Source organism: Tolypothrix sp. PCC 7712 (genome assembly GCF_025860405.1).
Classification (GTDB): Bacteria; Cyanobacteriota; Cyanobacteriia; order Cyanobacteriales; family Nostocaceae; genus Aulosira; species Aulosira diplosiphon.
This window is the reverse complement of the sequence record NZ_CP063785.1, coordinates 7,333,540-7,358,906: the sequence shown is the minus strand read 5'-3', so window position 1 is coordinate 7,358,906 and position 25,367 is coordinate 7,333,540. Positions and strand designations below refer to the sequence as shown.

Genomic DNA, 25,367 nt, shown 5'->3' with positions numbered 1-25,367 from the left:
ATATAGAGTTAAGGTATTTCACGCAGAGACGCGGAGGCGCGGAGAGGATTTAATTAGGTTGATGATTTTTTTGAGAAAGGAGGGTTTTTACTTCGGCTTCTGAAAGGGAATTGAGTTTTTTGAGAAGTTCAGTTAAAAGTTCGTTGTTGGGTTCTGGTGCGGGTAGTTTTTGGCGGTCAATTTTACCGTTGGGGGTTAGTGGGAGTGTATCTATTTGCAGAATGACTGAGGGAATCATGTAATTTGGTAGTTTGGTTTGTAAGAAAGAACGTAGTTCATTAGTTAAAGAATGTTGTGGTTGAGATGGGACAACATAAGCTACTAACTGCTGATTTTCTGAGTCAATATTTCTTGCTATAACTATTGCTTGTTTAACTTGGGGGTGCTGTTGTAATACTGCTTCAATTTCCCCTAGTTCAATACGATATCCTCTGAGTTTAATTTGATGATCGATACGTCCGAGAAACTCAATGTTGCCATTACTGAGATAACGTGCTTGATCTCCGGTTTTATATAGGCGTGCGTTTGGTTGTTTACTAAAAGGGTCAGGAATGAATTTTTCAATGGTTAATTCTGGTCGGTTGAGATATCCTTTACTTACACCAAAACCACCGATGTAGATTTCCCCAGGTGTTCCGATTGGTACTGGTTGGAGGTGAGAATTGAGTATATAAATTTCGGTATTGCCAATGGGACGACCAATAGGAATAGGATTGTTGTTTAAATCGTGGTGGGAACAGTTATAAACACTACTCCAAACGGTGGTTTCTGTTGGGCCGTATTCGTTGAATAGGGATGTATTTGGTAGTAATTTTTGATGATTTTTGACTAACTCAATACTACAAGTTTCTCCGGCTACAATTACAGTTTGTAGCGATATTAATTGCTGGTTTTCTATATGCGCTAACAGGGAGTTATACAGTGAAGGTACGCTCAACCAATGTGTAATTTGATGTTGCTCAATTAGTTGTGCTAACTGCCAAATATCTCGTTGCCAACCATCTTTAATTAAAATTAATTTACCACCTTGGCATAATGTCCAAAAAATAACGGCAACAGAACTATCAAAAGCAAAGGATGGAATCAATAAAAAGCTGCTAATTGGTGTTTGATAGTAGGCTATCCGGGCGTTGGTGGAGTGGACTAAGTTTTGGTGAGTAATTAACACTCCCTTGGGATTACCTGTGGAACCGGAGGTGTAGATTACATAGGCGAGATTTTCTCTTGTTGTTCTACAACTGGGGTTGTCATCACTATTGTTGGCGATAATATCCCATTCAGAATCTAAGCAGAGAGTTTGTGCTTGATGATTCGGTATTTTTGGCAATAATTGGGATTGAGTTAATAGCAATGATACCTGAGTATCTTTTAATATAAAGGCGAGATGCTCTGAAGGATAAGTGGGGTCAAGTGGTAAATAAGCTCCTCCGGCTTTGAGGATTCCCAATATTCCCACGATCGCATCTAAAGAACGCTCAACACAAATAGCTACTAGCGTATCCGCACAAACTCCGAGACGCTGTAAGTGATTTGCTAGTAAATTAGCTCGTCGGTTGAGTTCTTGGTAGGTGAGTTGTTCATTTTCATATACTAGGGCGATCGCATCGGGGTTACGTACAATTTGCGCCTCAAATTGTTGATGAATACACAAGTTTTCAGGATAGGCGATCGCAGTTTCATTCCACTCTACTAGTATTTGTTGCTGTTGTGCGGTACTTAGCAAACATTGTTCTTCATGACGGTTAAATGGCTGTGTGGCCATCGCTATCAAGGTTTCGCTGTAATAGCTACCAATGGCGGCTAATTGAGTGCTGCTGATTTCTGCCATTTTGCACTCTAAGTCAAGTTGAATGTGGTCAGTAATATGGTTGCGATTAAACTCTACTCTTAAGGTAAAGTTACTTTCACCAAAACCTTGACCCCCAATAATTTCTAACCCTGATAAATCTTGCAGAAGTTGATAAACATGAAAGTGTGTATAATTAAACACCGTCTCTAATAAAGGTTGGAGTGGCTGGCGATTGCCAAATTTTTGCAACTCTGAATAGGGATAGTGTCTGTAGGGTAATAACTCTTGTTCGGCTGCAAAAGCTTGTTTTACTAAGTCAATCCAAGTTCCTGCTTTTAGTTGTAGCCGTAGAGGTATGGTATTGATAAAAGTTCCGAGAGTTTTTTCACCATCAGCTTCCTCTAACCGACTGTTAGATTCTAATCCTGTTAATACATTTTCATCGCCAATTAATAAACTCATCACTTTTAAATGTGCAGCTAACAAGACATTTTTTAGAGGAACTTCGGCGAGTCGCGCTAGTTGCTTGAGTCCATCAGAAACTTGAGGAGAAATCGGTACATCCAACACACCAACTTGGACGTTTTTTGTTGAGTTAGTCTTATCCCAACGAGGGATTTGCTTAATCACCAATCCTTGTAATTTTTGCTGCCAATAGTTTTGATATTCTGGAGATTGTAAAATCCGACTTTCGACAGCGACAAAATCCCGATAGGAAATTGTTGGTGGTAATTCTATCTGATTTTCTTCTCCATTCAACAGGGCATGATAACGCTGTAGTAATTCTGTTAAGAGAGAAGCATTACTCCAGCCATCTAAAATCGAATTGTGCCAACTTAAAGTGAGACAGAAGGTTTCATCTGTCAAACGATGAATAAACAGGCGCATCAGTGGTGTACAAGACAAGTCAAAACGCTGATGTTTTTCAATTTCAATCCAAGATGTAATTACCTGTGTTTGTGCTGCTGGTAATAATGAGCGCAAATCCTCTACAACTACTGGTATACAAGCACTTCGATGCACGAGTTGTAAAGGCTCATCAAAGTTAATCAAATCAAAAGAGGTACGCAAAATTGGATGGCGATTCACAAGCTGTTGTATCGCTATCTGTAATAAATCCAAGTCGAAACTAACCCGCAGATGATATTGAAAAATATCATGATACATCAAGGATTCCAAGTTGTACTGGCTATGAAAAATGATGCCAGTCTGAACTCTGGTTAAAGGATAAGCATCTTCTATATCGTTAGGTAGTTTATCTCTTTCAATGGCTGATATTAAGCTAAAAGCTGCGGTTTTCTCTGTTAATAAAGCATCAGGTTGATTCAGAGAAACTGCTGTTAATAAATTATAGATAGTTTGATATTGAAAAACCTGCGCTACAGAGAACCTTAAACCTCTTTCCTGCGCTTTCGCCACAACTTGAATACTGCGGATAGAATCTCCTCCCAACTCAAAGAAGTTGTCATGAATCCCCACTTGTTCAATCCCCAAAACTTCGCTCCAGATTTGCGCCAATATCTTTTCATGTAGAGTGTGAGGAGGGACGAAAGCTTTTTCTAAATTAGGTCTATCTTGACTAGGATGTGGTAAAGACTTTTTATCTAATTTCCCATTTGCGGTGACAGGAAGTGCATCAAGCATGATGAACGCCGCCGGAATCATGTAATCGGGTAGTTTTTCACCTAAGAAGCGGCGTAATTCAGTAGTATTAGGCGCAGGTTGATGACAACAAACACAATAGGCGATGAGTTGCTTTATTGTAGATTCAACTAGCAGTTCTTCGGTTAATTCCCCTTTGAGGAAGTTTCGTAAATCAGTAATTTCTAAGTTATTTTCTGGATGATTCAGCACAACTTGGCGTTTTACAGCCGATGTTTCCCGCATCACAACAACGGCTTCCCGCACAGCTGGATGTTGAGTCAATACAGTTTCAATTTCTGTCAATTCAATGCGGAAACCACGTAACTTAACTTGGTCATCCAGTCTTCCTAGATACTCAATAATACCGTCTGTATGGTAGCGTGCTAAGTCACTAGTTTTGTACAAACGATCGCTTGAGTCGCTACTGAAAGGATTGACAATGAATTTATCGGCTGTGAGTTCTGGTTGGTTGAGATAACCCCTAGCTACACCTACTCCGCCAATGTGTAGTTCTCCTGGAACACCAATAGGAACTGGTTGTAAATGCTTATCTAGGATATAGATTTGCGTGTTGGCGATCGCTCGTCCTATAGGGACAATGTTTTTATCAGAATGGCGATTACAAGCCCAAAATGTAACATCAATTGCGGCTTCTGTAGGGCCATACAAGTTATGCAATTCTGCATCCAATCGCGTAAAAAATTGCTCTTGCAGCTGCACAGGTAATGCTTCCCCGCTACAAATTACCCGCCGCAAGCATTTACACGCCTCAACGCTGGGTTCTGCTAAAAATACTTGCAGCATTGAAGGTACAAAATGAGTCGTGGTAATTTGCTGCTCTTGGATTAATTTAACTAAGTAAGCACTATCTTGATGCCCTCCTGGTTGAGCCATCACTAAACAAGCTCCGGTAGTCAAAGGCCAGAAAAATTCCCAAATCGACACATCAAAGCTAAAAGGTGTTTTTTGTAACACCCTATCTACTATTGTTAATTGGTAAGTTTCCTGCATCCAAGCTAGGCGATTAGAAATTCCCCGATGGGTGTTCATTACCCCCTTGGGTTTCCCAGTTGAGCCGGATGTATAAATTACATAAGCTAGGTTATGAGTTGTTACCTCACTCACTGGGTTGACAACACTTTCACTAGCCCAAACTTCATTGTCCTTATCCAGACAAATCACCGTTGCTTGATGTTCGGGTAAACTGGCTAAAAATCTCTCTTGAGTCAATAAAACTGCAACTTGAGCATCTTGGAGCATAAAAGCCAGACGTTCTCGCGGATAGCTGGGATCTAGAGGTACATATGCCCCTCCCACTTTGAGAATCGCTAAAATACTCACCACCATCTGGGGCGATCGCTCTAAGTAAACACCAACTAAAACCTCTTTTTTGACTCCCAAACCTTGCAGGTAATGTGCTAATTGGTTAGCCTCTTGATTCAATTGTTTGTAAGTAATTTCTTCCTGCTCAAAAACTACTGCTACCGCGTCTGGTGTCTGCTCGACTTGGGTAACAAATTGCTGATGTAAACAAATACTGTCGTAATCTTTCTGAGTAGCATTCCACTCTAGTAGTATTTGCTGCTGTTCTTGCTGAGTCAGCATTGGCAGCATACCCACAGGCTGGCTAGAGTCAACAATGATACTTTCTAGTAATGTCTGGAAATGCCCAGCCATGCGGGTAATAGTAGCTGCATCAAATAAATCTGCATTGTATTCCCAAGAAGTGGATAGCACACCATTGACTTGGGCGATCGCTAAAGTGAGGTCAAACTGAGCTATTTTCTTGGACAGTGGGAAAGACTCTAACTCTAGTTCTCCTAGTTTTAATCTTGCACCTTCTTCTCCTAAAGCAAAGCCCCCTAATCCTTCGTTATTGGGCAAGTGTGTTTTCTGGAAGACAAACATCACTTGAAATATAGGTGAGCGACTGGGATCGCGTGTAGGCTGTAGTTGCTCAACTAACCGTGCAAAGGGATAATCTTGGTGAGTTAACGCATCCAAAACCAGCGATCGCACTTGCTGTAAAAACTGCTCAAATGTTGGATTTTCAGCGAAATTTGCCCGCAATACTACCGGATTGACAAAATAACCTACTAAAGAGGCAAAATCAGCCCGACTTCTCCCTGTGGTTGGCGAACCGACTAATAAATCCTCTTGGCCTGTATAGCGATACAGCAAGACTTGAAAAACTGCCAACATGGTCATATACAGGGTGACTTGATGTTGTTGGCTGAAGTTTTGCAGTTTATTTGTGAGTTCTTGACTAAGTTGCCAACTTATACTATTACCTCTATAGGTTTGCATGGGCGATCGCATCCGGTCAGCAGGCAAATTCAGCACTGGTAATTCTCCTGCTAATTGCTGTTCCCAATAAGCTTGGAGTTTTTCGCCTTGAGAACTAGTCAGCATTTTGGCTGTAGTGGTTACATAGTCAGCATATTGGCAGGTTACGAGGGGAAGATTTACGGATGTATTGTTGATTTCGGCTTGGTAAAGTTTTCCCAACTCATCTACTAATATCGTCAGACTCCAAAAGTCAGCAATGATGTGGTGAACAACTAGCAGCAAGATATGTTCTTGAGGTGAGCGAGTAAATAAACTCACCCGCATCAAGGGGTCTTGCTCTAAATTGAAGGGACGGTATGCTATTTCTAATAAGCGATCGCTCAAGTATGTCTCATCCCATGTTGTCGCATCTTCTTGTAGCCAACAAACTTCTACTTGTTGACACACTCTTTGCTTGGTTTGTCCATCAATAGTTGTGAAACTGGTACGCAAAGCCGGATGACGGTCAACTAAAATTTGCCATGCTCGGTGGAATGCGGCAATATTTAACTCACCATAAATCCGCGCCGCCCTAGCAATGTTGTAAGCATAATTTTCTGGTGCTAGTTTTTGTAAAAAGTAAAGAGCTTGCTGACCGTAAGTAAGGGGATACTCAGACGAATGAGAGTTTTGGACGTTGTTGATTAAGGGGATGATGTGAGATTTTTGAGGAAAACCAAGAGTATACTCTTTGCGCCTTTGCGCGGCAGTCGCTTCAAGTCGGGAAACCCGCCCAACGCGCTGCCTTGCCTCTGCGTGAGATATTTCCATCTCGCATTTATGCAACGCCGATTTATCAAGTATTACCGTTGCTAATTGATTAATACTTACATCTGCCAAAAAGTCTGTAACTGCCAAAACTACACCAAATTTCGTCTCAATGGTGTGCTGAAGTTCAATGGCCATGAGAGAATCTATACCGCAAGTGCTTAAAGGCTGTTGTGGTTGAATTTGCGATATTCCCACTTTCAGAATTTGAGCAACTTGCTGTTGCAGGTACGATATTAGCTGTGGCTGTTCCGAGATAATTTCGTCTGCTACATTTACCCCAGTTTCAATACCTTCTAAAATGCTACTGGCAATAGTCTCCCAACTTCCTGCTAAAAATTTCGCCCGACAAGCATAACGCTGAATTTTCCCACTAGAAGTCCTCAAAATGCTCCCTGGTTTGAGCAGCAGTACCCCATACAGTTGTAGTTCATGATTGACCACGACAGCCGCACGGATTGTGGCAATTACCTCGTCTATATCCAACTTTCGTATGTGACTGCGTTGGACTTCTTGAGCGATCGCCAGTCTTTCTTCCCCATCCACATCAATACTAAATGCTGCCCCACCGTGAGGTTCTAGGGCTGGATGGCTCTGCTGAACTGTATTTTCAATGTCTTGGGGATAATAGTTTCTGCCACGAATGACGATCAGATCCTTCAAACGACCTGTGATAAATAGTTCGCCATCCTGTAAAAATCCCAAGTCTCCTGTACGCAAAAACGGCCCTTCTTTGGTGTCTTTTGTATAGGCTTTAAAGGTGGACTCTGTTTGCTCTGGTTGATCCCAATAACCTTGAGCTACACTCGCTCCCGCCACCCAAATTTCACCAACTTGGCGATCGCTACAAACCGTCAAGGTCTGGGGATCGACAATGGCTATTTTCAAATCTTCTAAGGCTTGACCACAACCAACTAATATTTGTGTACCTATTTCTCCCGCTTTAGCTGGAACTATCAGATTTTGCGTCAGAGCCTCTGATTGGACTGGCTGTAATACTGGTAGAGTTGTTTTACACCCTCCAGAAACAATCAATGTGGTTTCTGCCATTCCGTAACAGGGATAAAATGCTTCGCGCCGAAAGCCACATTCTCCAAAGGTGACAGCAAATTTTTCTAATGTTGCTTGGCGAACTGGTTCTGCACCATTAAAAGCGACTTCCCAGCTACTCAAATCTAAGTTAGCTCGTTGTTCGGCTGTAATTTTCCGCACACATAAGTCGTAGGCAAAATTAGGACCGCCGCTAGTTGTAGCGCGATACTGAGAAATTGCTTGTAGCCAGCGCACAGGTTTTTGCAAAAATGCCACTGGAGACATGAGAATACAAGGTATCCCTAAATATAGAGGCTGGAGTATATTCCCCACTAAACCCATGTCATGAAACAGTGGTAGCCAACCCACAAAGATGGTTGCTGTGGTGTGCTGCATCGCCTGTTTAATCAACAACTGGTTATGCAGTAAATTTCCGTGACTCACCATTACGCCTTTTGGTGTACCTGTAGAGCCGGAAGTGTATTGTAAAAAGGCCAGGGTGTCCCTATCTATAACTGGCTGTCGCCATAAATTTGCCCAGTCATCAGCCATCATGTTATCTGTGGTTAGCAACCGCAGAGTTTTGAATGTTGGATGCTGCTGGAAGTGGGACAAGACTGTTGTTGTAGTCAGTGCGACTGTTGAATCTGCATCAGTAGCGATCGCACTCAGTCGAGACAAGGATTGATTCGCACGCGGCGGATAAGCCGGAACTGCGATCGCTCCTGCATATAAACAGCCAAAAAATGCCGTGATAAATTCTAAACCCGGTGGATATAGGAGTAAAACTCGTTCGCCTTTTTTGACTCCACAAGCTTGTAATAAGCCAGCAATTCTCTGAGCTTGATTGTCTAATTCCCCATAAGTTAATGATTGGACTTCAACCTCTCCATCCAGTAGAAAACAATAGGCTTGCTGCTGAGGTTGCTTTTGCGATCGCCAACGGATAATTTCCAGCAAATTCACAAATTCTACTGATTTTTGCGAAAGGTTTTTATCCATTGATACCACTCCATGACTTAATTACTTTTGTGGAGTAAAATTGTTGATGCTTGTTAATAATTAGATTCTTGGGAAAGGTTGATAATTTAGTATTATATGACTTGCAGAAATTAAATTATCCCAACTTTGAAACGCGAAGACAATCGATCATATTTTTTCTCTCCCAGCCTTCCCAGCTTCTAAACAGATAAGATATCTATGTTTTTTGTAAGTCTTTTAGCTGTTATTCACTTGATAATGATAATATTTATCATCTAATGTTTGTTTCTGTCAAATATAAACAAATATTGCAATTTCATTCAAAAACGAAATATTCTGCTGCTCTAAATTCATGTTTATTTTGGCTAGAAAATCATGGAAGATAATTTTAAATTAATTTGACAAAATGTCTAATTTTTAAAAAGTTATCTAATTATTTTGTCCAGAAGTAAGTAACTGAATCGTTGAGGAAATCCTTGACTTTTATTATCAAATTGGTATTGTAAGAATGATTATCTTTATTTTCTAGTGCCACCTAGCAAAATATTTTGAATTCAGCCAAAATAGTCTTGATTGACCAATACTTACTTAATCAATCACTTATCAGAAAAATAAGTTGATTTCTCAGCTATTTAGGACAGAAAGATTTAACAAATCTAAATTTGTTGTGTTTTAGATGGATTTTTTCCATTTTTACTTATGGTTTAGACTATGCGAGAATGATTATCATATACAACCAGTTCAGAGTCAAGCGAATTGCGATCGCGTGCAACTGAGTTGGTGTTGATTTCATAAAAATTTGGTGTGGAGTAAAGCTTTGAAACGCAGACAACGTGCTTATTTGGGAATTTTAGGAACTATTGTTTTATTGGGGACTCAGCCTGCAAACGCCCAAGCAAGCCCAAATTTGGTAAATAATACATCAGTACCAAACACACAGATTCCTCAAACGAACATCAAAGAACTGTTAGCGCAGGAGCAACAACAAAATCCAGCAGTCACAATTGTTACAGGAGTCCGCCTGAACTCAACAGCTAACGGCTTGGAAGTCATTTTAGAAACACCCACATCAGACAAGCTACAAACAGCAACTCAGAACGAGGGAAATAGCTTTATTGCAGATATATCCAACGCGCAACTGCGTCTGACAACTGGTGACTCATTTCGCCAAGAAAAGCCAGTTTCAGGAGTTGCAGAAATTACAGTCACTAGTCAAGATGCTAATAGTATTCGCGTCGTAGTGGTGGGTGAAACAAGTCCTCCCAAAGTGGAGCTATTTGACGACGATCAAGGTTTAGTTTTTGGTGTGACACCAACTGCAACTTCTACACAAACACCTGATACGCAACAACCAAGCACTGAAACACCACCAACTCAACCATCAGCGCAAGAGAATGAACCGATTGAATTAGTAGTGACAGGAGAACAGGATGGGTATAGTGTTCCTAGTGCGACAACTGCAACCAAGATAGAAGCCCCACTCAGGGACATTCCCCAATCAATTCAAGTAGTTCCCCGTCAGGTAATTGAAGATAGACAAATAGTTCGGATTGGTGAAACTATTGAAAATGTGAGTGGAGTTCAAGAATTACCAGGATATGGTGGTTCAACATCCTTGACAGGTTATTACTTTCGGGGTCTTTCGTTGGCTTATCAAAGTCTTCGCAATGGCTTCCGAGATATTGGAGTGATTGGTAGTCGTGATATTGCTAATATTGAGCGAGTGGAGTTTTTCAAAGGCCCCGCTTCTGTGTTGTATGGAGGACGTTTTTCTTTAGGTGGATTAACCAACACAGTCACCAAAAAGCCGCTAGAAGAACCTTATTACAATATTGGTGCAACCATTGGTAGTTATGATTTTTACCGCCCGACGCTTGATATTAGCGGCCCCTTAACCAGCGATCGCTCTTTATTGTATCGTCTGAATTTAGCCTATCAAAATTCTGGTAGTTTCCGCGATTTTAATGAGAATGAAAGTTTCTTTGTTGCTCCGGCAATTACCTGGAAAATCAGCCCAAAAACCAGTCTAACAGTAGAGCTAGAACAACAAAACTATAACTACACCTTTGATTATAACTTTCCGCCAGAACGGGAAGTTTTTCAACTACCAATTAGCAGATTTTTGGGCGAACCAAATTTTAACGATGCTACCTTTAATTCCACATCAGTTAGTTATAATTTTGAGCATAAATTTACTGATACTTGGAAGTTTCGCCAAGGCTTTAGTGCCATTATGGTCAATGCTGATACGCGCCAGGTAGAACTATTTGACCCTCTAGGCGATGACCGCAGAACATTACCCCGTTCACCATTGAGAACTGAAGAATCACAAGAAGATTACGTCCTCCAAAATGAAATATTTGGCGAATTTAAAACAGGTTCGATCCAACACAAAATTCTTGTAGGGCTGGAATTATCGCGTTGGGGATATGATTTTAACTACTTCCGAGGAACACTAGATCCAATCGATATTTTTAACCCCCAATATGGCGCACAAGCCACAAACTTTGAACAAGAATTACATCGCAAGCAAAGTTCAGACAACTTGGGAATTTATATCCAAGATTTTATTGAACTTGCATCAAATCTTAAACTATTAGCTGGTGTTAGGTTCGATGTTAATGATGCGTCTGTTGTTAACCAAATAACTAATACAACAATTAACCAGCAAACAACAAGTCGCTTTTCGCCACGAGTGGGGATAGTTTATCAACCAAGTTCCACAACATCACTGTATTTCAATTGGGCTAATTCCTTTAATCCACAATTTTTTAGAGTGAGTCGTACAGGTGAGCAATTTGACCCCACAACCGGCGAACAGTTTGAAGTAGGGGTAAAACAAGATTTCTTAAACAATCGCCTCTCCGCAACCTTAGCACTGTATCAAATCAAGCAACAGAATGTACTAACAACCGATTTAGCAGACCCTAGATTTAGTATCGCCACAGGTGAACAAACAAGTCGTGGTGTGGAATTAGATATTGCGGGAGAATTACTACCTGGCTGGAAAATTATTGCTAACTATGCTTATGCAAATGGTTTTGTCAGTAGAGATAATAGCATTCCTGAAGGCGATCGCATTGCTGGTATCCCTTCCCATAGCGCAAGTTTGTGGACTACCTATGAGTTACAAAAAGGCAATTTACAAGGATTAGGATTTGGTTTAGGACTTGTATATGCGTCTGAACGAGAAGCCCAATTACCAAATACTTTTACTCTTCCTTCATACGTGCGAGTCGATGCAGCTTTATCCTACCGTCGGGATAATTTCAAAGTTGGACTCAATTTCCGCAATTTGTTTGATACCAAGTATTACAACACCGATACCTTCTACATTTATCCCCAAGCACCTTTGACGGTATTGGGAACAGTATCAGTGCAGTTTTAATATGAAACACATCAAGGTACTATTTGGCATCATCCTCATACAAATTTTGGTGGGTTGTAATACAGCTACACCTAATCGAGTAGCTAACAATTCTTCTCATTCAAAAAAGCAAATTGTCATTGCTTTAGGGTGGGGAGATTCACCAACAGGGTTTGATCCAACATTGGGTTGGGGTTATCATGACCCTCCTTTGTTTCAAAGTACTTTGGTGCGTCGGGACGAAAATCTGCAATTAGTCAATGATTTGGCTAAAAGTTATACTTTGAGTCCTGATAAAAAAGTCTGGAGATTTAAAATTCGTCCAGATGTGCGATTTTCTGATGGTAAACCGCTAACAGCCGCAGATGTCGCCTATACATTTAACCAAGCCAAAGCTAGTCCAGGGCTAACCGATGTGACAATTTTGGATAAAGCCGTAGCGAAGAGTGCTGATGAGGTAGAACTACATCTGAAGCAGCCGCAAATTACCTTTATTAATCGCATCGCCCAATTGGGAATTGTCCCCAAACATCGGCATAATCAAAACTATGGACGAAATCCCATTGGTTCAGGCCCTTATCGTTTGGTGCAATGGGATGAAGGTCAACAAATGATTGTTGAAGCTAATCCCGATTACTACGGTGAACAACCAGAAATTAAAAGGATTGTATTTTTATTTACTAAAGGAGATGCGGTATTTGCGGCTGCTAAAGCGAGAGAACTGGACTTAGCGCAAATTCCACCTTTTTTAGCCAAGCAGTCAGTTACAGGAATGAATCTGTATGCAATGAACAGCAATAGTCGTGTAGGCTTGATGTTTCCATATCTTCCCAATACAGGGCGCAAAACTGCTGAGGGAAATCCCATTGGTAATAATGTCACCGCAGACATAGCCATTCGGCAAGCGGTAAATTATGCAATTAATCGTCAAGCTTTGGTGACAGGTATTTTAGAAGGTTATGGTTCACCTGCTTATGGTGCAGCCAGTAAATTACCTTGGGATCAACCACAAGCTGCGATCGCAGATGGAAACCCCGACAAAGCAAAACAAATTTTAGCTAAGGGTGGGTGGAGAGATACTAACGGGGATGGGATATTAGAAAAAGCGGGAATGAAAGCAGAATTTACGATTCTCTACCCTGTAAGTAATCCTACCTCCCAAGGACTGGGATTAGCGATCGCCCAAATGCTCAAACCTATAGGTATCAAAGTTAACGTTGATGGTAAAAGTTGGGAGGATATTTCGCGGAGAATGCACCAAGATGTGGGGCTGTTTCCCTGGGGAATATACGACCCAATGGAGTTATACATTCTCTACCACAGTTCAGCAGCCCAAGGAAACTGGCGTAACTCCGGTTACTATTCTAATCCCCAGGTTGACCAAGCACTCGACCAAGCAATGGCAGCAGCATCAGAAACAGCAGCTTTACCATTTTGGCAACAGGCGCAATGGAATGGTGAAACTGGAACGATAACAATAAGCGATGCAGCATCAGCTTGGCTAGTTAACCTCGATCAAACTTATCTTGTGAGTTCTTGTTTAGACATTGGTAGACCAACTCAGAGTAGTAATTACACTGGCTCAATTATGATCAATATTACTAAATGGAAGTGGGTATGCAATTAGCTAATTATCTTGATGAGGAGATAAAAATGTGAATCGTATTTTTTTATTTATACTCAAAAAACTCTTACATTTATGTTTACTTTTGCTGGCTGTCTCGGTGTGTAGCTTTGTATTGATGAGTTTTTCTCCAATCGATCCCATAAATGCTTACGTGGGGGCAGATATTTCTCGCATTGGCACAGAACAACGAGAATTAATTGCTAGACAATGGGGATTAGATCAACCGATGACTACCCGCTTTTTTCTGTGGTTCCAGCAATTTCTCCAAGGAAATTTAGGCACTTCAATAATTTTTAATCAATCAGTCTCAGATGTCATTGCAACTCGCTTCCAAACATCTTTAGCATTGATGGCGTTAGCGTGGTTAATATCGGGTGTTTTGGGAATTAGTTTAGGTATTTTGGCAGGGGCAAATGCAGGTTCAATAGTAGATAGAATAATTCGCTTTTATGCCTATACTTTGGCATCTAGTCCGACTTTTTGGATTGGGTTGCTGCTGCTTAATTTATTAGCTGTGCAATGGCAAATAGCTCCGATTTGTTGTGCTGCGCCTATTGGTGTTTTACTAAAAGATGTGACATTTTGGCAACGCTTACATCATCTATTTTTACCAGCTTTAACTTTAAGCTTAATTGGGATTGCAAGTATTGCTCTGCACACCCGTGAAAAGCTCATTGAAATTCTACATAGCAACTATGCTTTATTTGCTTTTGCTCAAGGTGAAACGAAAATGGGCTTTATTATCCATCATGGATTGCGGAATATTGCACTACCAGCCATTACATTACAATTTGCTAGTTTGAGCGAATTATTTGGCGGTTCTGTCCTAGCGGAAAGAGTATTTGGATACCCAGGATTAGGTGATGCTACTACACAAGCAGCTATGCGGAGTGATGTGCCATTACTAGTGGGAATTGTGTTGTTTAGTGCTTTATTTGTGTTCACAGGTAATTTTTTAGCTGATTTGGCTTATCAGCTAATCGATCCGCGCATCCGTATTGGGAAATCTGCATCATGAAAATCCCAGTGGTTGTTTCTCCCCCGCAAAAGTTTTGGTATAAATTGTCTAGCTTTTTAGGCAATCGTCGCCGTCAGACATTGGCGATCGCAGCACTATGCAGCATTATATTGATTACTTTACTATTAAGTACCCAAATTATTAGTACAGATGGTTTGGAAATTACCTTACCAGAACGCAACTCAGCACCTTCATTCGCCCATCCCTTTGGTACAGATTGGTTAGGTAGGGATATGCTAACTCGCACTCTCCACGGTTTGAGTTTGAGCTTATGGGTGGGGCTACTCACAGCTACAGTCAGCGCAGTTATAGGTTTAATCTTAGGAACACTTTCTGCAACTTTAGGCGGCAAAGTAGATGCAGTAATTGTTTGGGTAATTGATGTATTTTTTAGTTTGCCCCACTTAGTATTAATTATTTTAGTGGCTTTTGCTATGGGCGGTGGTACGCAGGGCTTAATTATTGCGATCGCCTTAACTCATTGGACTAGTTTAGCTAGGCTCTTACGAGCAGAAGTTTTGCAACTCAAAAGTGCTGCTTATGTGCAACTATCTGCCAAACTGGGTCATTCTCCCTTGTGGATTGCTCGTCACCACATCCTACCCCATCTCATCCCTCAATTTCTGGTAGGGCTGATATTACTCTTCCCCCATGCAATTTTACATGAGGCAGGTTTAACTTTTTTGGGATTGGGAATCTCTGCACAAACCCCTGCTATTGGCATTATTCTCTCAGAGTCAATGCGCTACTTATCGGCTGGATATTGGTGGTTAGCGGTTTTACCAGGAGCAGCTTTACTCATAGCTGTGCAAACTTTTGATATTTTGGGGCAAAGTTTACGCGCTTTATTAGACCCAAAGACTAGCCAGGGGTAATGACTAAAATATGCTATCAGTAAAAAATCTCAGTGTCACTTTTACAATGTATGATGTGGGCTTAACCCAGAAGCAATTAACAGTAATTACTGACTTAGATTTAGAGGTTAATGCTAGTGAAGTCGTTGCAGTTGTTGGTTCTAGTGGCTCAGGGAAAAGTTTACTCGCTCACGCCATCTTGGGTATATTACCGCACAATGCCCAAGTAACAGGACAGATAATATTTCAGGGAGAACCGTTAACTGTAGAACGTCAGGCGCAGTTGCGAGGAAAGCAAATCGCCCTGATTCCCCAATCCATCAGCTATCTTGACCCTTTGATGCGTGTTGGTTCTCAGGTGCAGCGAGCAGGTATTTTGAGTGGATTAGCGAAAACAAAAGCTGAGAATACAGTTAAGCAAATATTTGACCGCTATGGGTTAGCTACGGCGGTGAAACAGCAGTATCCTTTTCAAATTTCTGGAGGTATGGCGCGGCGAGTGCTAGTTGCTACAGCAGCAATAGGGTGTGCTGAGTTATTAATTGCAGATGAACCTACTCCTGGGCTGCACGCAGACATTGTAGTAGAGACGTTGAATCATCTGAGGGAACTTGCTAATGAGGGTAAAGGTGTAATTTTAATCACCCACGACCTAGAAGCGGCGTTGCAAGTAGCCGATAAAGTAGCTGTGTTTTATGCGGGGACAACCCTAGAAGTGGCGAAGGCTGGTGATTTCACCTCTGGAAATCTGCGTCATCCTTACACCCAAGCTTTGTGGCGATCGCTTCCCCAAAATGAGTTTATCCCAGTTCCCGGTAGTCAACCCAGCCCAGAGGCTTTACCTGTTGGTTGTTTATTTGGCGATCGCTGTCCACTAGCAACAGAGGCTTGCTGGGAAGCTAGACCCCAAGTTCAGATAGTACGGGGCGCACCCGTGAGGTGTATTCATGTTGAAGGCTGAACATTTATCTTTTCGTTATCATTCCCAGCAACAGTGGATTTTGCAAGATTTTAGTTTGGAATTAGCCAGAGGCAAAGTTGTGGGTTTGACTGGGGCGAGTGGTTTGGGTAAAACCACAATTGCTAAACTTCTGGCTGGATATCTCCAACCAACTCAAGGAAAGGTGACTTGTGATGGTCAACTTTTACCCAGCAGTAGTTATTGTCCTGTACAGCTGATTTTTCAAAATCCTGAACTTGCTGTCAATCCGCGTTGGCGAATCAGCAAAATTTTAGCAGAAGGACAGCCGCCTTCAAATGATTTACTTGCTGCTTTGGGCATTCACCAAAGTTGGCTCAATCGCTATCCTCATGAACTCAGTGGGGGTGAGTTGCAACGAATTGCAGTGGCGCGATCGCTCAATTCTTCCACACGCTACTTAATTGCAGATGAAATGACGGCAATGCTAGATGCTAACACTCAAGCTCTGATTTGGCAGGTAGTGATTAAATATGCCAAAGAGCATGAAGTGGGAATTTTAGTTATCAGTCATGAAGCAGCTTTACTCCAACGTCTTTGCACTCACATCATTGATTTGAAATAGCATAACGTTTTGCGATAGCGAAGCGGTAGCGACGTTAGGAGCGTCTGTAAGCGTGCTAGATAATGGCGGAACCGTGTATTTTTACCTTCTACTCTGGTCATATAGTTGATCGTAGAATATTTGTTGTTTAAATCTACAGTTTTTTCTTCAGGATTGAATCTAGCATAGGGAAACTAGAGCTTGGAATCTCTTTTACCGAGTTTTTCCAACAACAAGTTTACGGAAATGCGATCACATTACTTGAAATACAAGCAGAACACCTGGATATATTAGCTAAGTTACCTTTTTACCACAAAGACCCATTCGACCGCTTGATTATTGCCCAAAGTGTAGTCGAAAATATTCCATTAGTTACAAAAGATGGTGCATTTACAAATTACCCTGTAGTGCTGCTGTGGTAAAAATTTAGATATTATTGCGAGAGCGATCGCTTTTCTATTTACTAGGGTTCTGAAGTTTTAATCCCCAAATGATATTGTAGTTAATCTGTTGAGGCTGAGTATTAGCTTAGACACACCAACTTTCCTTACCTCCCCAAATTAAACGCAAAAGGCGGTAAAGTCACCTCAACGCCATCCATCAAACTCACACTTACCAAAAACTTCTCATCCCAATTACCAACCACACGGGTAAATATGTAAGAATCTTCACTTTCTGCATTTAATCCCGGTTCATCCAAAATACCTGTTTGGTCGCTGACCCTAAGTTTAATCCCAGACGGTAAACTACTTAAAGCAGGTGCGCCTAAAATTAGTAACAAACTCCATTCTGGCTTCTGTGATTCCGATAGTAAATGCCAAGTCACAGCATACAACCGCAAAGGTATCCCAGCTAAAAGTAAATCTTGATACGCACCCCGCGCTTGTACGGGAATTTCTAAACCCCTCTGTCGTAATTGAGTAGCTATTACCTCAAATTCTTCCTCTGGACTACGTATTGGGCGCATTTGGTCAGCATCTGCAAAACTGGGTAACAGCACCCAAGAAAGTGAAGCAGCTAAATCATCCAACTCATCCCACAACCAACGTCCAGCATTTAAAGCAGGTTGGGTAATTAATTTAATTACATCTTGTAGGGACGCAAAAGCATTTGTTGATTCTGGGTTGGCGCTACCCATCTCTAGATTCTCTGTAGCTGCTTGTGTTTGTAATGTGTAAACCCAATTGATCAATTCTGGACTAGTTAAAACAGCAGCAGCTTGTTCCCAAGTTAAAACTTCATATAATTCCCGTTTCGGTGATTGTAACTGAGGTAATAATTCAATCAATTGATGTTGTATATCTGCTAAAATCGCACTCCGAGTTGAGGGAATAGCAGGTAAAGATATTGCTGATGATTCCAAACATCGCAGATATAATAACAGACGGTCTGGATTACTATCAAAACAAGATATTGGGAGTTGATAATTCCAATCTGACTGTAAAGAATTTATTTGTAAATTCTCTTGTAATTCTTCATAGCTTAAAAAAGCATAAACATTCGCTGCTTCTTGCTCTTCCAACACATCCACTAAAACATAAAAGTGGGGAATAAACTCTGGTAAATCGACAACTACTCTGGGAATATTCACCATTTCATCGCTTAAGCTACCAGTAGCAATTAAACAGACTTTGAATGCTCCTACTTGTAAATTAGCAACACAACTAATAAAATTTGCTAAAACTGGTTGTAAAATTGTACATTGCTCGCGATTAATAGTTAAAGATTCTGCTCTTTCTTGTAGCCATTGCTCAAAAGCTGATAAAGCTAAATAATGAAGATAAGCTTGCCATTGCTTAGATTCATTAATGACTTGATTACTGAGTACTGCGGCTTGGTCAATCTCATCAGGTGAGAGAATAAAGGCTGAAGTTGGTAAAGCATCAAAATCAAGGTAAGACATGGGAGGAAGATTACTTAATAAATTTGTCATAATTTTGGTTTAATTTGTTTTTCTAGTTTGGAGATATTCACATAAATGTTCGGCGAAAATATCAGCTTTTAGGTGAGCTTTCATCGTTCTTGATTGAATCTCGGAATTTTCTAGCATTTGGCTAATTTCCTCAAACAGAAAGCTTGTCAATCGCTCGTCTAGGTTTTTTAAAGCTTGGGTATCAACATATACTTTAGCTTTTTCTTTGAGAGAATCCTTTAAAATTACCAACATTTCCTGTTGGACATCAGTCCGTAAATCTTTTAACTTTAATAACTTTGTTACCGAATCTTGCGCTCTCAATCCCAAGAATTCAGCAATTTCCTTCATGGCTAATTTTTGACATTGAGATAGTTCCAAAGCAGTTAAAAACATCGTGGATTTATCACCTTTTTTGCGTTCTAAATATCTAACTCGTGATTCTGTAACTTGAGCTAAAGCTTGTTGTAAGCCAAGTTGAAATTGCTGGCGATAAAACTGTAAAAATTCGGTTTGTTCGTCGTTTTCTTCTACAATATTATTAGTTTCAGGAGCCGGGATTTCTTCTATCAAAGAATTATACTTGCTTCCATACACAGCGTCTAGAGAACTTGTCTGTACAGAACCACCCCGAACATAAATTCGGTACTCGCGCAATTGAGCAGCTAGCTTTTGTAGTTTCTGACTCAAAACTTCAATCTCAAAAATTTGACCTGTATGCTTTTGAATATCTTGGGCGATATCTTGTAATTGTTGAGTATCAGGCGCAATACATTTACTCCTGAGACCTTTTCTCCGTTGTTGCAGCCTTTGCAAGCGGTAGACATTATGATAGCTTTCTAAAATAGATTGCGCTTCTTTAATTGCTGCGTCGCTAAAACCACCCTGACTAAAAATATGAAATTCTTTGAAAATGCGCTCTAATTGTTTAGGTTGAGTATCATTTAAAATCGCCCAATTACTAATTAAATAAACACCGCATTCTAACAAAAATTGATTCAATTCAGGCTGTTGCTTTAATTTCATAATCGCCCAAGTAGTCAGACTACTTTGTTGCGAATCAAAACTCTGGAGAATTTTTTGCGAGAAGCATTTATAGGAACTTACTGATGATAATTTACCATCATCATCTAGGACATAAGGGAACAAATTTCTAGCAGTAAAATTATGGTTTTGACCAAATTTCCTTTCTAATTGCAGACATCCTTGCTCGAGAATCCAAGATAGAAAACACAGCAAACAACGTTCTGCGAGCAAAGCAGTCTCCCCAGAACTATGGCGGTATAAATCTAGCAATTGATGCTGGATGTCTGCATCTTGTACATCATCTGGTGTCAACTGCTCAAATACTTGTGCGTAAAACGACTTCGCAGCAGGTATCTCTTGAGTTTTCCTGTTCCCTCCCGCATCAATTCTCACCAATTGCCAATATCTTGAAGCCTCGCTCATAAGTATTTGTATTTATTGGTCATTGTTAATTGTCACATTGCTGATGCTTTTCAACGCAATTCCAACGATTTTTTGAGATTCCATACTGAGTACCTAATTTAACAATTATCTTTAGCTTTCATTTTTTAGTACTTCTGAGGAAATCGACCTTATGCAATTTTGCGCCAGTCTCTGCTGAAAAATTGCATATCCTCCAAATCCTCAGAAATACACATATCCAGCAAAATTAATTCCCAGTTCGCACTTATGAGACGTTTGATTTCCAGTCTGATTTTGGCAGGTTGTTTTTTCAGTGCTACCAGCTTTTCTCTGCTTCCTCAGCAAGACCGTGAGTTCGCGCAGGCACAAACAGCAGATGAATTGTTTTATACATTTTACGGGCAAAAAATTCCTTTGGATTTGCGCCGTGATACGGTGGCTGTGAGCTTTAAACCCAAGAATACACGCTCTCGCTCTATCCAACCTTTATACTTACAGTTGCAACAAGATTTACGACGTGGTGGCGGTAATACTCGTAGCATTGGTAGTAATCATCGCTCTGATGTAGATGTTAAACCTTTGGGAGAAAACATCGCTCTAGTTAACCTACCGAATGGCACTCGTGCTTCCTTGAATACAGTTCAACAGCAGATTCAAAAACAGCCTTACGTGCAAGAAATATTACCTATATTATCCCGTAAATCACAGTCAGCATCTCCAGAAACAAAATCTGAGTCAGTTATTGTACTACCCAACGAGATTGTCATTAGTTTTGCAGGTGAGATGTCCGAGAGTCAAAGGCAAATTATCCTGCTGCGCCACAATTTAGAAGTACTTCGTCCCTTGAGATTTAGTAAAAACCGCTACTTAGTGCGTTCTAAGTCAGTATCTGGAACTGAAATTTTACATGTGGCTAATCAACTGACTCAAGTACCAGGGGTATTCCTGGGGTTGTATCAGTAGGTGCTACAAATATGACGGGTAATCGCACCTTCTACAGCAGTTATGGCGGCGGATTAGATTTAGTCGCACCTGGCGGCGAAATCCAAAATAGTCTCAGTGGTGGAATTTTAACGACAGGTGGTACTTGGTTGGATGGTTTTTGGCAGGGAATGTCTGTACCAGATTACGCCTGGGGTTTGGCTTTAGACCCTTTAGGTAAGTATGTCCAGGTACAAGGGACTTCTTTTTCGGCTCCCATTGTTTCAGGAGTAGTGGCCCTGATGAAGGGAGAAGATCCAAAACGGCGTTTGAGCCGCGATGAAATTGTCTCAATTCTCAATCAGACTGCTACCTATGATGGACTCAACCTTTCTAAAGCGGATGCTAATCGCTATAGGTTGCAGAAGGAAGTCGGTTTTGGAACTGTTGTAGATGCTCCGGTTTCGCGACCTTCTGGTATTTTCCCTAAGGCGAAACCTGTTTCCGCCCAAGAGTATTTCTTCGGTCGTGGTTTAGTTAATGCTGATGCTGCGGTGCAGGCTGTGAAGAACAGGTAGGGATATGTGGTAATGTTCCAGGGCTGATTAGGTAAGGATGCAGTGGGTTAGTCATAAAAGGAGGTAATATTGGCTTTGTGGGTTGTTGGGGAATTATGTAAGGAGCGGTACTAGCACCAATTCCCGCCGCACATAAACCAACACCGACCATTGCGATAGTAGTTATGCAAATTGCGATCGCGTTCCTTTTCTTCCTGATCACGCTGCTGCCGTTCTTCAGCATAAATTTCGAATAAACCTCAGATCGTGTCAATCACTTGCTGAAATAGCCCTGGCGCTGGAGTGAGGTTGTGCAAGTCTACTTCAATCTGTTCTTGAAACTGCTTGCAAGTAAGAGTGGAAAAGTTATGCAACAACCCTAAGTTATCTTCTCCTAGGCTCAGATAGTAAGTGACATAAGAGTAATTAGTAATAATTAATGCTAGTTCTTGATTGTGAGATAAGTAGCTAAACAAAATTAATTACACAAATTTAAGCCATGAAACCCTTATCCAGACTAGAATCTAATGTGTAAATAATTCTGTGCGATTACTTACCTCAAGATTTCGAGTTTGTGCAGAAGTATGTTTATGATGAAAATTATCATACTTTTGATACAGACAAGTTGCCTAAAACTGGGTATCAACTTAAGGTGGCAAAATTTACAGGGAAAAGGTTCCAACCCCTAATTGTCTAATTAGTATGGAAAGCAGATAAACTGAAAAAGGAATCTAGCCGCAGCAAAAAGAAGCGTGATAGTAAAGAAGCCATGTCATCGCCCACAACGGAGTTTTCCTGATGCTCAACGTATAATTGTGGAATGTGAGTTAGATAAGTGTATCCATTGTGGAAAGAATTTAGTTAACCACAGAGCCTGGAATATGCGAAAAACTGTTCAAACCATGAGTGGAGGCGTGTTTGTAGTAAGTAAATAGTAAATTCAATAATAATGTTCATTTTTTGGGTGCAGCAGCGGTGTCTATGGTAATAACTTCTTCTTTCTCTAAGCTATTGAAACAGACAGTAGTTCAATTAAGGGGTGCTGCAAAACGTAAATTTAAGGGACTTCCAAATAAAAAAATCCAACCATATCATAAATTTAGCAATCGTATAAATCGTAGGTCTGAGGTTAACCCGTCCCCTAGAATTTCAGATAATTTATTTTTTGGTATTCCCACTATTCAGAATGCTTTTTGAAAAGTTAAAAGTATTGGCAAATACTTATGTTACTAGGTATTGATTTTGGCACTTGTAATTCTAGTGCTGCCTTGATGCTAAATGGCTCTCTAAAGCTGGTAAAAGAACCAATCAAAGGAGGCTACTCATTTCCTTCTTGTGTTTATTTAACTGAACAGGGAGAAATGCTGGTAGGTGTTGCAGCGGATAACAATCGACTGCGCGATATCGGTAGGCATCGACAGGAGTTTAAGCGGGAACTAGGAACTAATGAGCCTTACGAGTTAGGCGATCGCTTTGTCCTACCTGAGGAATTGGTGGCCGAGGTACTCCGAAAACTCAAAAGTGAAGCTGAGAAAATGTTGCCGCCTGGACGAGGAGCAATCAAAAATGCTGTGATTACAGTACCTGCAACTTATCAGCAACATAAACGCAGCCTGATGCAAAAAGCCGCACAAGCTGCTGGATTTATTTCTGTCAGGCTTATTGAAGAACCTGTAGCTGCTGCAACTTACTACGCCCATCAAAACTTATTAAAGCCAGGAGAGATTATTCTTGTCTATGACCTTGGTGGTGGGACTTTTGACGCTACCTTAATCAAAAAACAAGGCTCTACATTCAAAATTCTAGCTACACCAACGGGTCTAGAAGACTGCGGTGGCACCGATTTTGATAAGAAGATTTACCAACATCTCAAAGGACGCTGTAGTCAAGCGTTGCGTGAGCAACTAGAGCAAAAACAGTCATTACTGGCAAAAGTACAGGTATTTGGGCGGTGTATTGACATCAAACACCAATTAAGCGAGGCAAGAGAGGCAAGTATCCATATTCCGGTATTGGGACAAGTCGAGTCTTATCATTTGACTCGTATGGATTTTAACCAGATGATCGCTCCATATATTGACCATACAATCGCTGTTTGCGATCAATTGCTTCAAGCTGCTGGGATTGAATGGAAGGAGGTCAGCCAAGTACTGCTGGTGGGAGGTAGTTGTCGCATCCCCTATGTGAAAACTGCTGTAGAGAATAAGTTAGGGCATTCCCCTTTATTGGTAGATGAGCCAGAATTAGCAGTTTGTCAAGGGGCAGCAATTTATGGAACTCCCAATACGCTAACCGTCTCACCCTACGGCGAGAATCACTACAAAAGCATCAGTGAGGCACTGATGGATGCTCCTCCTAATGCAACTATTACAGTCCATCCCGGTATTTATCAAGAAGCGATTGTTATTGATAAACCTATAAAAATTGAAGGCTACGGGCAAGTTGCAGAAATCATTGTTGAGAGTAAAGATTTGCCCTGCATTTGGATGCAGACTGCCCAAGCTCAAGTAAAGAATTTAACTCTGCGTTCTATAGCTACACAGTCTGGGAATAAACACTTTGGAGTAGATATTCCCCAAGGGCAATTACTCTTGGAAAATTGTGATATTACCTCTGATTCACTTTCTTGCATATATATTCATGGTTCTGGGGCTAATACTACCATTCGCCAATGCCAAATTCATCATGGGAAACAATGTGGTATTTTAGTCCGCGATCGCGCTCAGGCTTTAGTGGAAGATTCCCAAATTTTTCGTAATACTTTATCCGGAGTACAAATTAGAGAAGGTGGCAATCTTACTATTCGCAAATCCCAAATATCCGATTGCAAACAAAGTGGTATTTTTGTCTATGATAGCGGTCGTTTAACCGCAGAAGATTGCCAAATATTTAATAATGCTTATTCAGGTGTAGAAATATTGAATCTTGGTAATCTTAGCCTCCAACATTGTCAAATTCATCGCAACCAAGGCTATGCCATATACGCATATCAAAATGGCATAGTCAGTGTTGAAAATTGTGATTTAAGAGACAATAGTCGCCGTTCATCAAGGTATTTGTGGGAACTGTCCCTTGAAATTAAGTCAAAGCGGTAGCTGCTACGTTAATCTGTTGCCTATCAACAATATTTACCGCAAGTATAAAACTGGAACTTACCCAAAACTGGGTACAAATGAAATAGAAGTATTGAAACGATATCGCTATCCAGTGAGAATTGGCTCTTATGGAGACCCAACAGCAGTACCCTTTGAGGTGTGGGAGCCAATCATTTTAGCATCGAAAAAATACACTGGTTACACGCACCAATGGCAATTGTGCGATGCTTCGGTACAAAGCCAAGCTGAAGCAGAGTTAGCCCAAATGCAGGGTTGGAGGACTTTCAGAATCATCGCTCCTGATGCTCCTTTGAGCCAAGGCGAAGTTCTGTGCCGTCATACCGAGGATGACAGAATTCAATGCGAAACCTGCTTATTGTGCGACGGTGCATCCTCAAAACCGAATGTCGTTGATCCCGTTCACGGTTTAAATTGGAAAATCTCAAATTTTCTTAAATACACCGAATCAGTATCAATTTAATTGCAGGAACTCTTATCTGTCTTCTCAAAATCATCAGACCCA

Annotated in this window: 15 protein-coding genes and 1 pseudogene; 11 read left to right on the top strand and 5 right to left on the bottom strand. The window is 40.9% G+C overall.

Annotated elements, in window-relative coordinates; translation table 11 throughout:
* Positions 1–49: 49 nt before the first annotated feature.
* Positions 50–8,563, bottom strand: a complete 8,514-nt coding sequence (locus HGR01_RS29960) for a non-ribosomal peptide synthetase (RefSeq protein WP_045868558.1) — start codon at positions 8,561–8,563, stop codon at positions 50–52.
* A 796-nt stretch (positions 8,564–9,359) separates the two neighbouring features.
* On the opposite strand from HGR01_RS29960, the gene HGR01_RS29955 reads away from it, so the two are divergent.
* The 7 genes from HGR01_RS29955 (at position 9,360) to HGR01_RS41855 (ending at position 17,353) form a co-directional block, all read left to right on the top strand.
* Positions 9,360–11,930, top strand: a complete 2,571-nt coding sequence (locus HGR01_RS29955; RefSeq protein WP_228045162.1) for a TonB-dependent siderophore receptor — start codon at positions 9,360–9,362, stop codon at positions 11,928–11,930.
* A gap of 1 nt (position 11,931) precedes the next feature.
* The gene (locus tag HGR01_RS29950) at positions 11,932–13,536 is read left to right on the top strand and encodes an ABC transporter substrate-binding protein (protein WP_045868560.1); all 1,605 of its coding nucleotides are present in this window, start codon (positions 11,932–11,934) and stop codon (positions 13,534–13,536) included.
* A 28-nt stretch (positions 13,537–13,564) separates the two neighbouring features.
* Positions 13,565–14,554, top strand: coding sequence for an ABC transporter permease (locus HGR01_RS29945; protein ID WP_045868561.1), 990 nt, complete (start codon positions 13,565–13,567; stop codon positions 14,552–14,554).
* Positions 14,551–15,429, top strand: a complete 879-nt coding sequence (locus HGR01_RS29940) for an ABC transporter permease (RefSeq protein WP_045868562.1) — start codon at positions 14,551–14,553, stop codon at positions 15,427–15,429. The genes HGR01_RS29945 and HGR01_RS29940 overlap by 4 nt, the downstream gene beginning before the upstream one ends.
* Before the next feature lie 10 nt (positions 15,430–15,439).
* Entirely contained in the window at positions 15,440–16,369 is a 930-nt protein-coding gene (locus HGR01_RS29935; protein ID WP_045868563.1) for an ABC transporter ATP-binding protein, read from the top strand.
* Positions 16,356–16,952, top strand: coding sequence for an ABC transporter ATP-binding protein (locus tag HGR01_RS29930; protein WP_045868564.1), 597 nt, complete (start codon positions 16,356–16,358; stop codon positions 16,950–16,952). Before HGR01_RS29935 ends, HGR01_RS29930 begins: the two co-directional genes overlap by 14 nt.
* A 131-nt stretch (positions 16,953–17,083) precedes the next feature.
* Complete coding sequence (locus tag HGR01_RS41855) at positions 17,084–17,353, top strand: type II toxin-antitoxin system VapC family toxin (protein WP_155539067.1); 270 nt, start codon at positions 17,084–17,086, stop codon at positions 17,351–17,353.
* 125 nt (positions 17,354–17,478) lie between these two features.
* On the opposite strand, the gene HGR01_RS29920 is transcribed toward HGR01_RS41855, so the two are convergent.
* A complete protein-coding gene (locus HGR01_RS29920) occupies positions 17,479–18,864 on the bottom strand; it encodes a DUF1822 family protein (RefSeq protein WP_045868565.1) in 1,386 nt (461 codons plus the stop codon).
* A gap of 9 nt (positions 18,865–18,873) precedes the next feature.
* Positions 18,874–20,292, bottom strand: coding sequence for a hypothetical protein (locus HGR01_RS29915; protein ID WP_045868566.1), 1,419 nt, complete (start codon positions 20,290–20,292; stop codon positions 18,874–18,876).
* A gap of 246 nt (positions 20,293–20,538) precedes the next feature.
* Between HGR01_RS29915 and HGR01_RS29910 the strand changes: the two genes are divergently transcribed.
* Both HGR01_RS29910 and HGR01_RS29905 read left to right on the top strand, forming a co-directional pair.
* Positions 20,539–21,234 (top strand): hypothetical protein, encoded by a 696-nt coding sequence (locus HGR01_RS29910; protein ID WP_052335085.1) that lies wholly within the window; start codon positions 20,539–20,541, stop codon positions 21,232–21,234.
* An 11-nt stretch (positions 21,235–21,245) separates the two neighbouring features.
* Entirely contained in the window at positions 21,246–21,770 is a 525-nt protein-coding gene (locus HGR01_RS29905; protein WP_052335086.1) for a S8 family serine peptidase, read from the top strand.
* Here the strand turns inward: HGR01_RS29905 and HGR01_RS29900 are convergent.
* Positions 21,730–21,993, bottom strand: coding sequence for a hypothetical protein (locus HGR01_RS29900; protein ID WP_155539026.1), 264 nt, complete (start codon positions 21,991–21,993; stop codon positions 21,730–21,732). The two genes, HGR01_RS29905 and HGR01_RS29900, sit on opposite strands and share 41 nt — an antisense overlap.
* A 16-nt stretch (positions 21,994–22,009) precedes the next feature.
* Positions 22,010–22,225 carry a hypothetical protein gene (locus tag HGR01_RS29895; protein ID WP_045868567.1) on the bottom strand — a complete coding sequence of 72 codons (216 nt, stop codon included), beginning with the start codon at positions 22,223–22,225 and terminating at the stop codon, positions 22,010–22,012.
* A gap of 747 nt (positions 22,226–22,972) precedes the next feature.
* Between HGR01_RS29895 and HGR01_RS29890 the strand changes: the two genes are divergently transcribed.
* Positions 22,973–24,844, top strand: a complete 1,872-nt coding sequence (locus HGR01_RS29890; protein WP_052335087.1) for an Hsp70 family protein — start codon at positions 22,973–22,975, stop codon at positions 24,842–24,844.
* Positions 24,801–25,325, top strand: a pseudogene (locus HGR01_RS29885) (hypothetical protein); the annotation flags it as partial. The gene HGR01_RS29890 and the pseudogene HGR01_RS29885, both read left to right, overlap by 44 nt.
* Between the last annotated feature and the right edge of the window lie 42 nt (positions 25,326–25,367).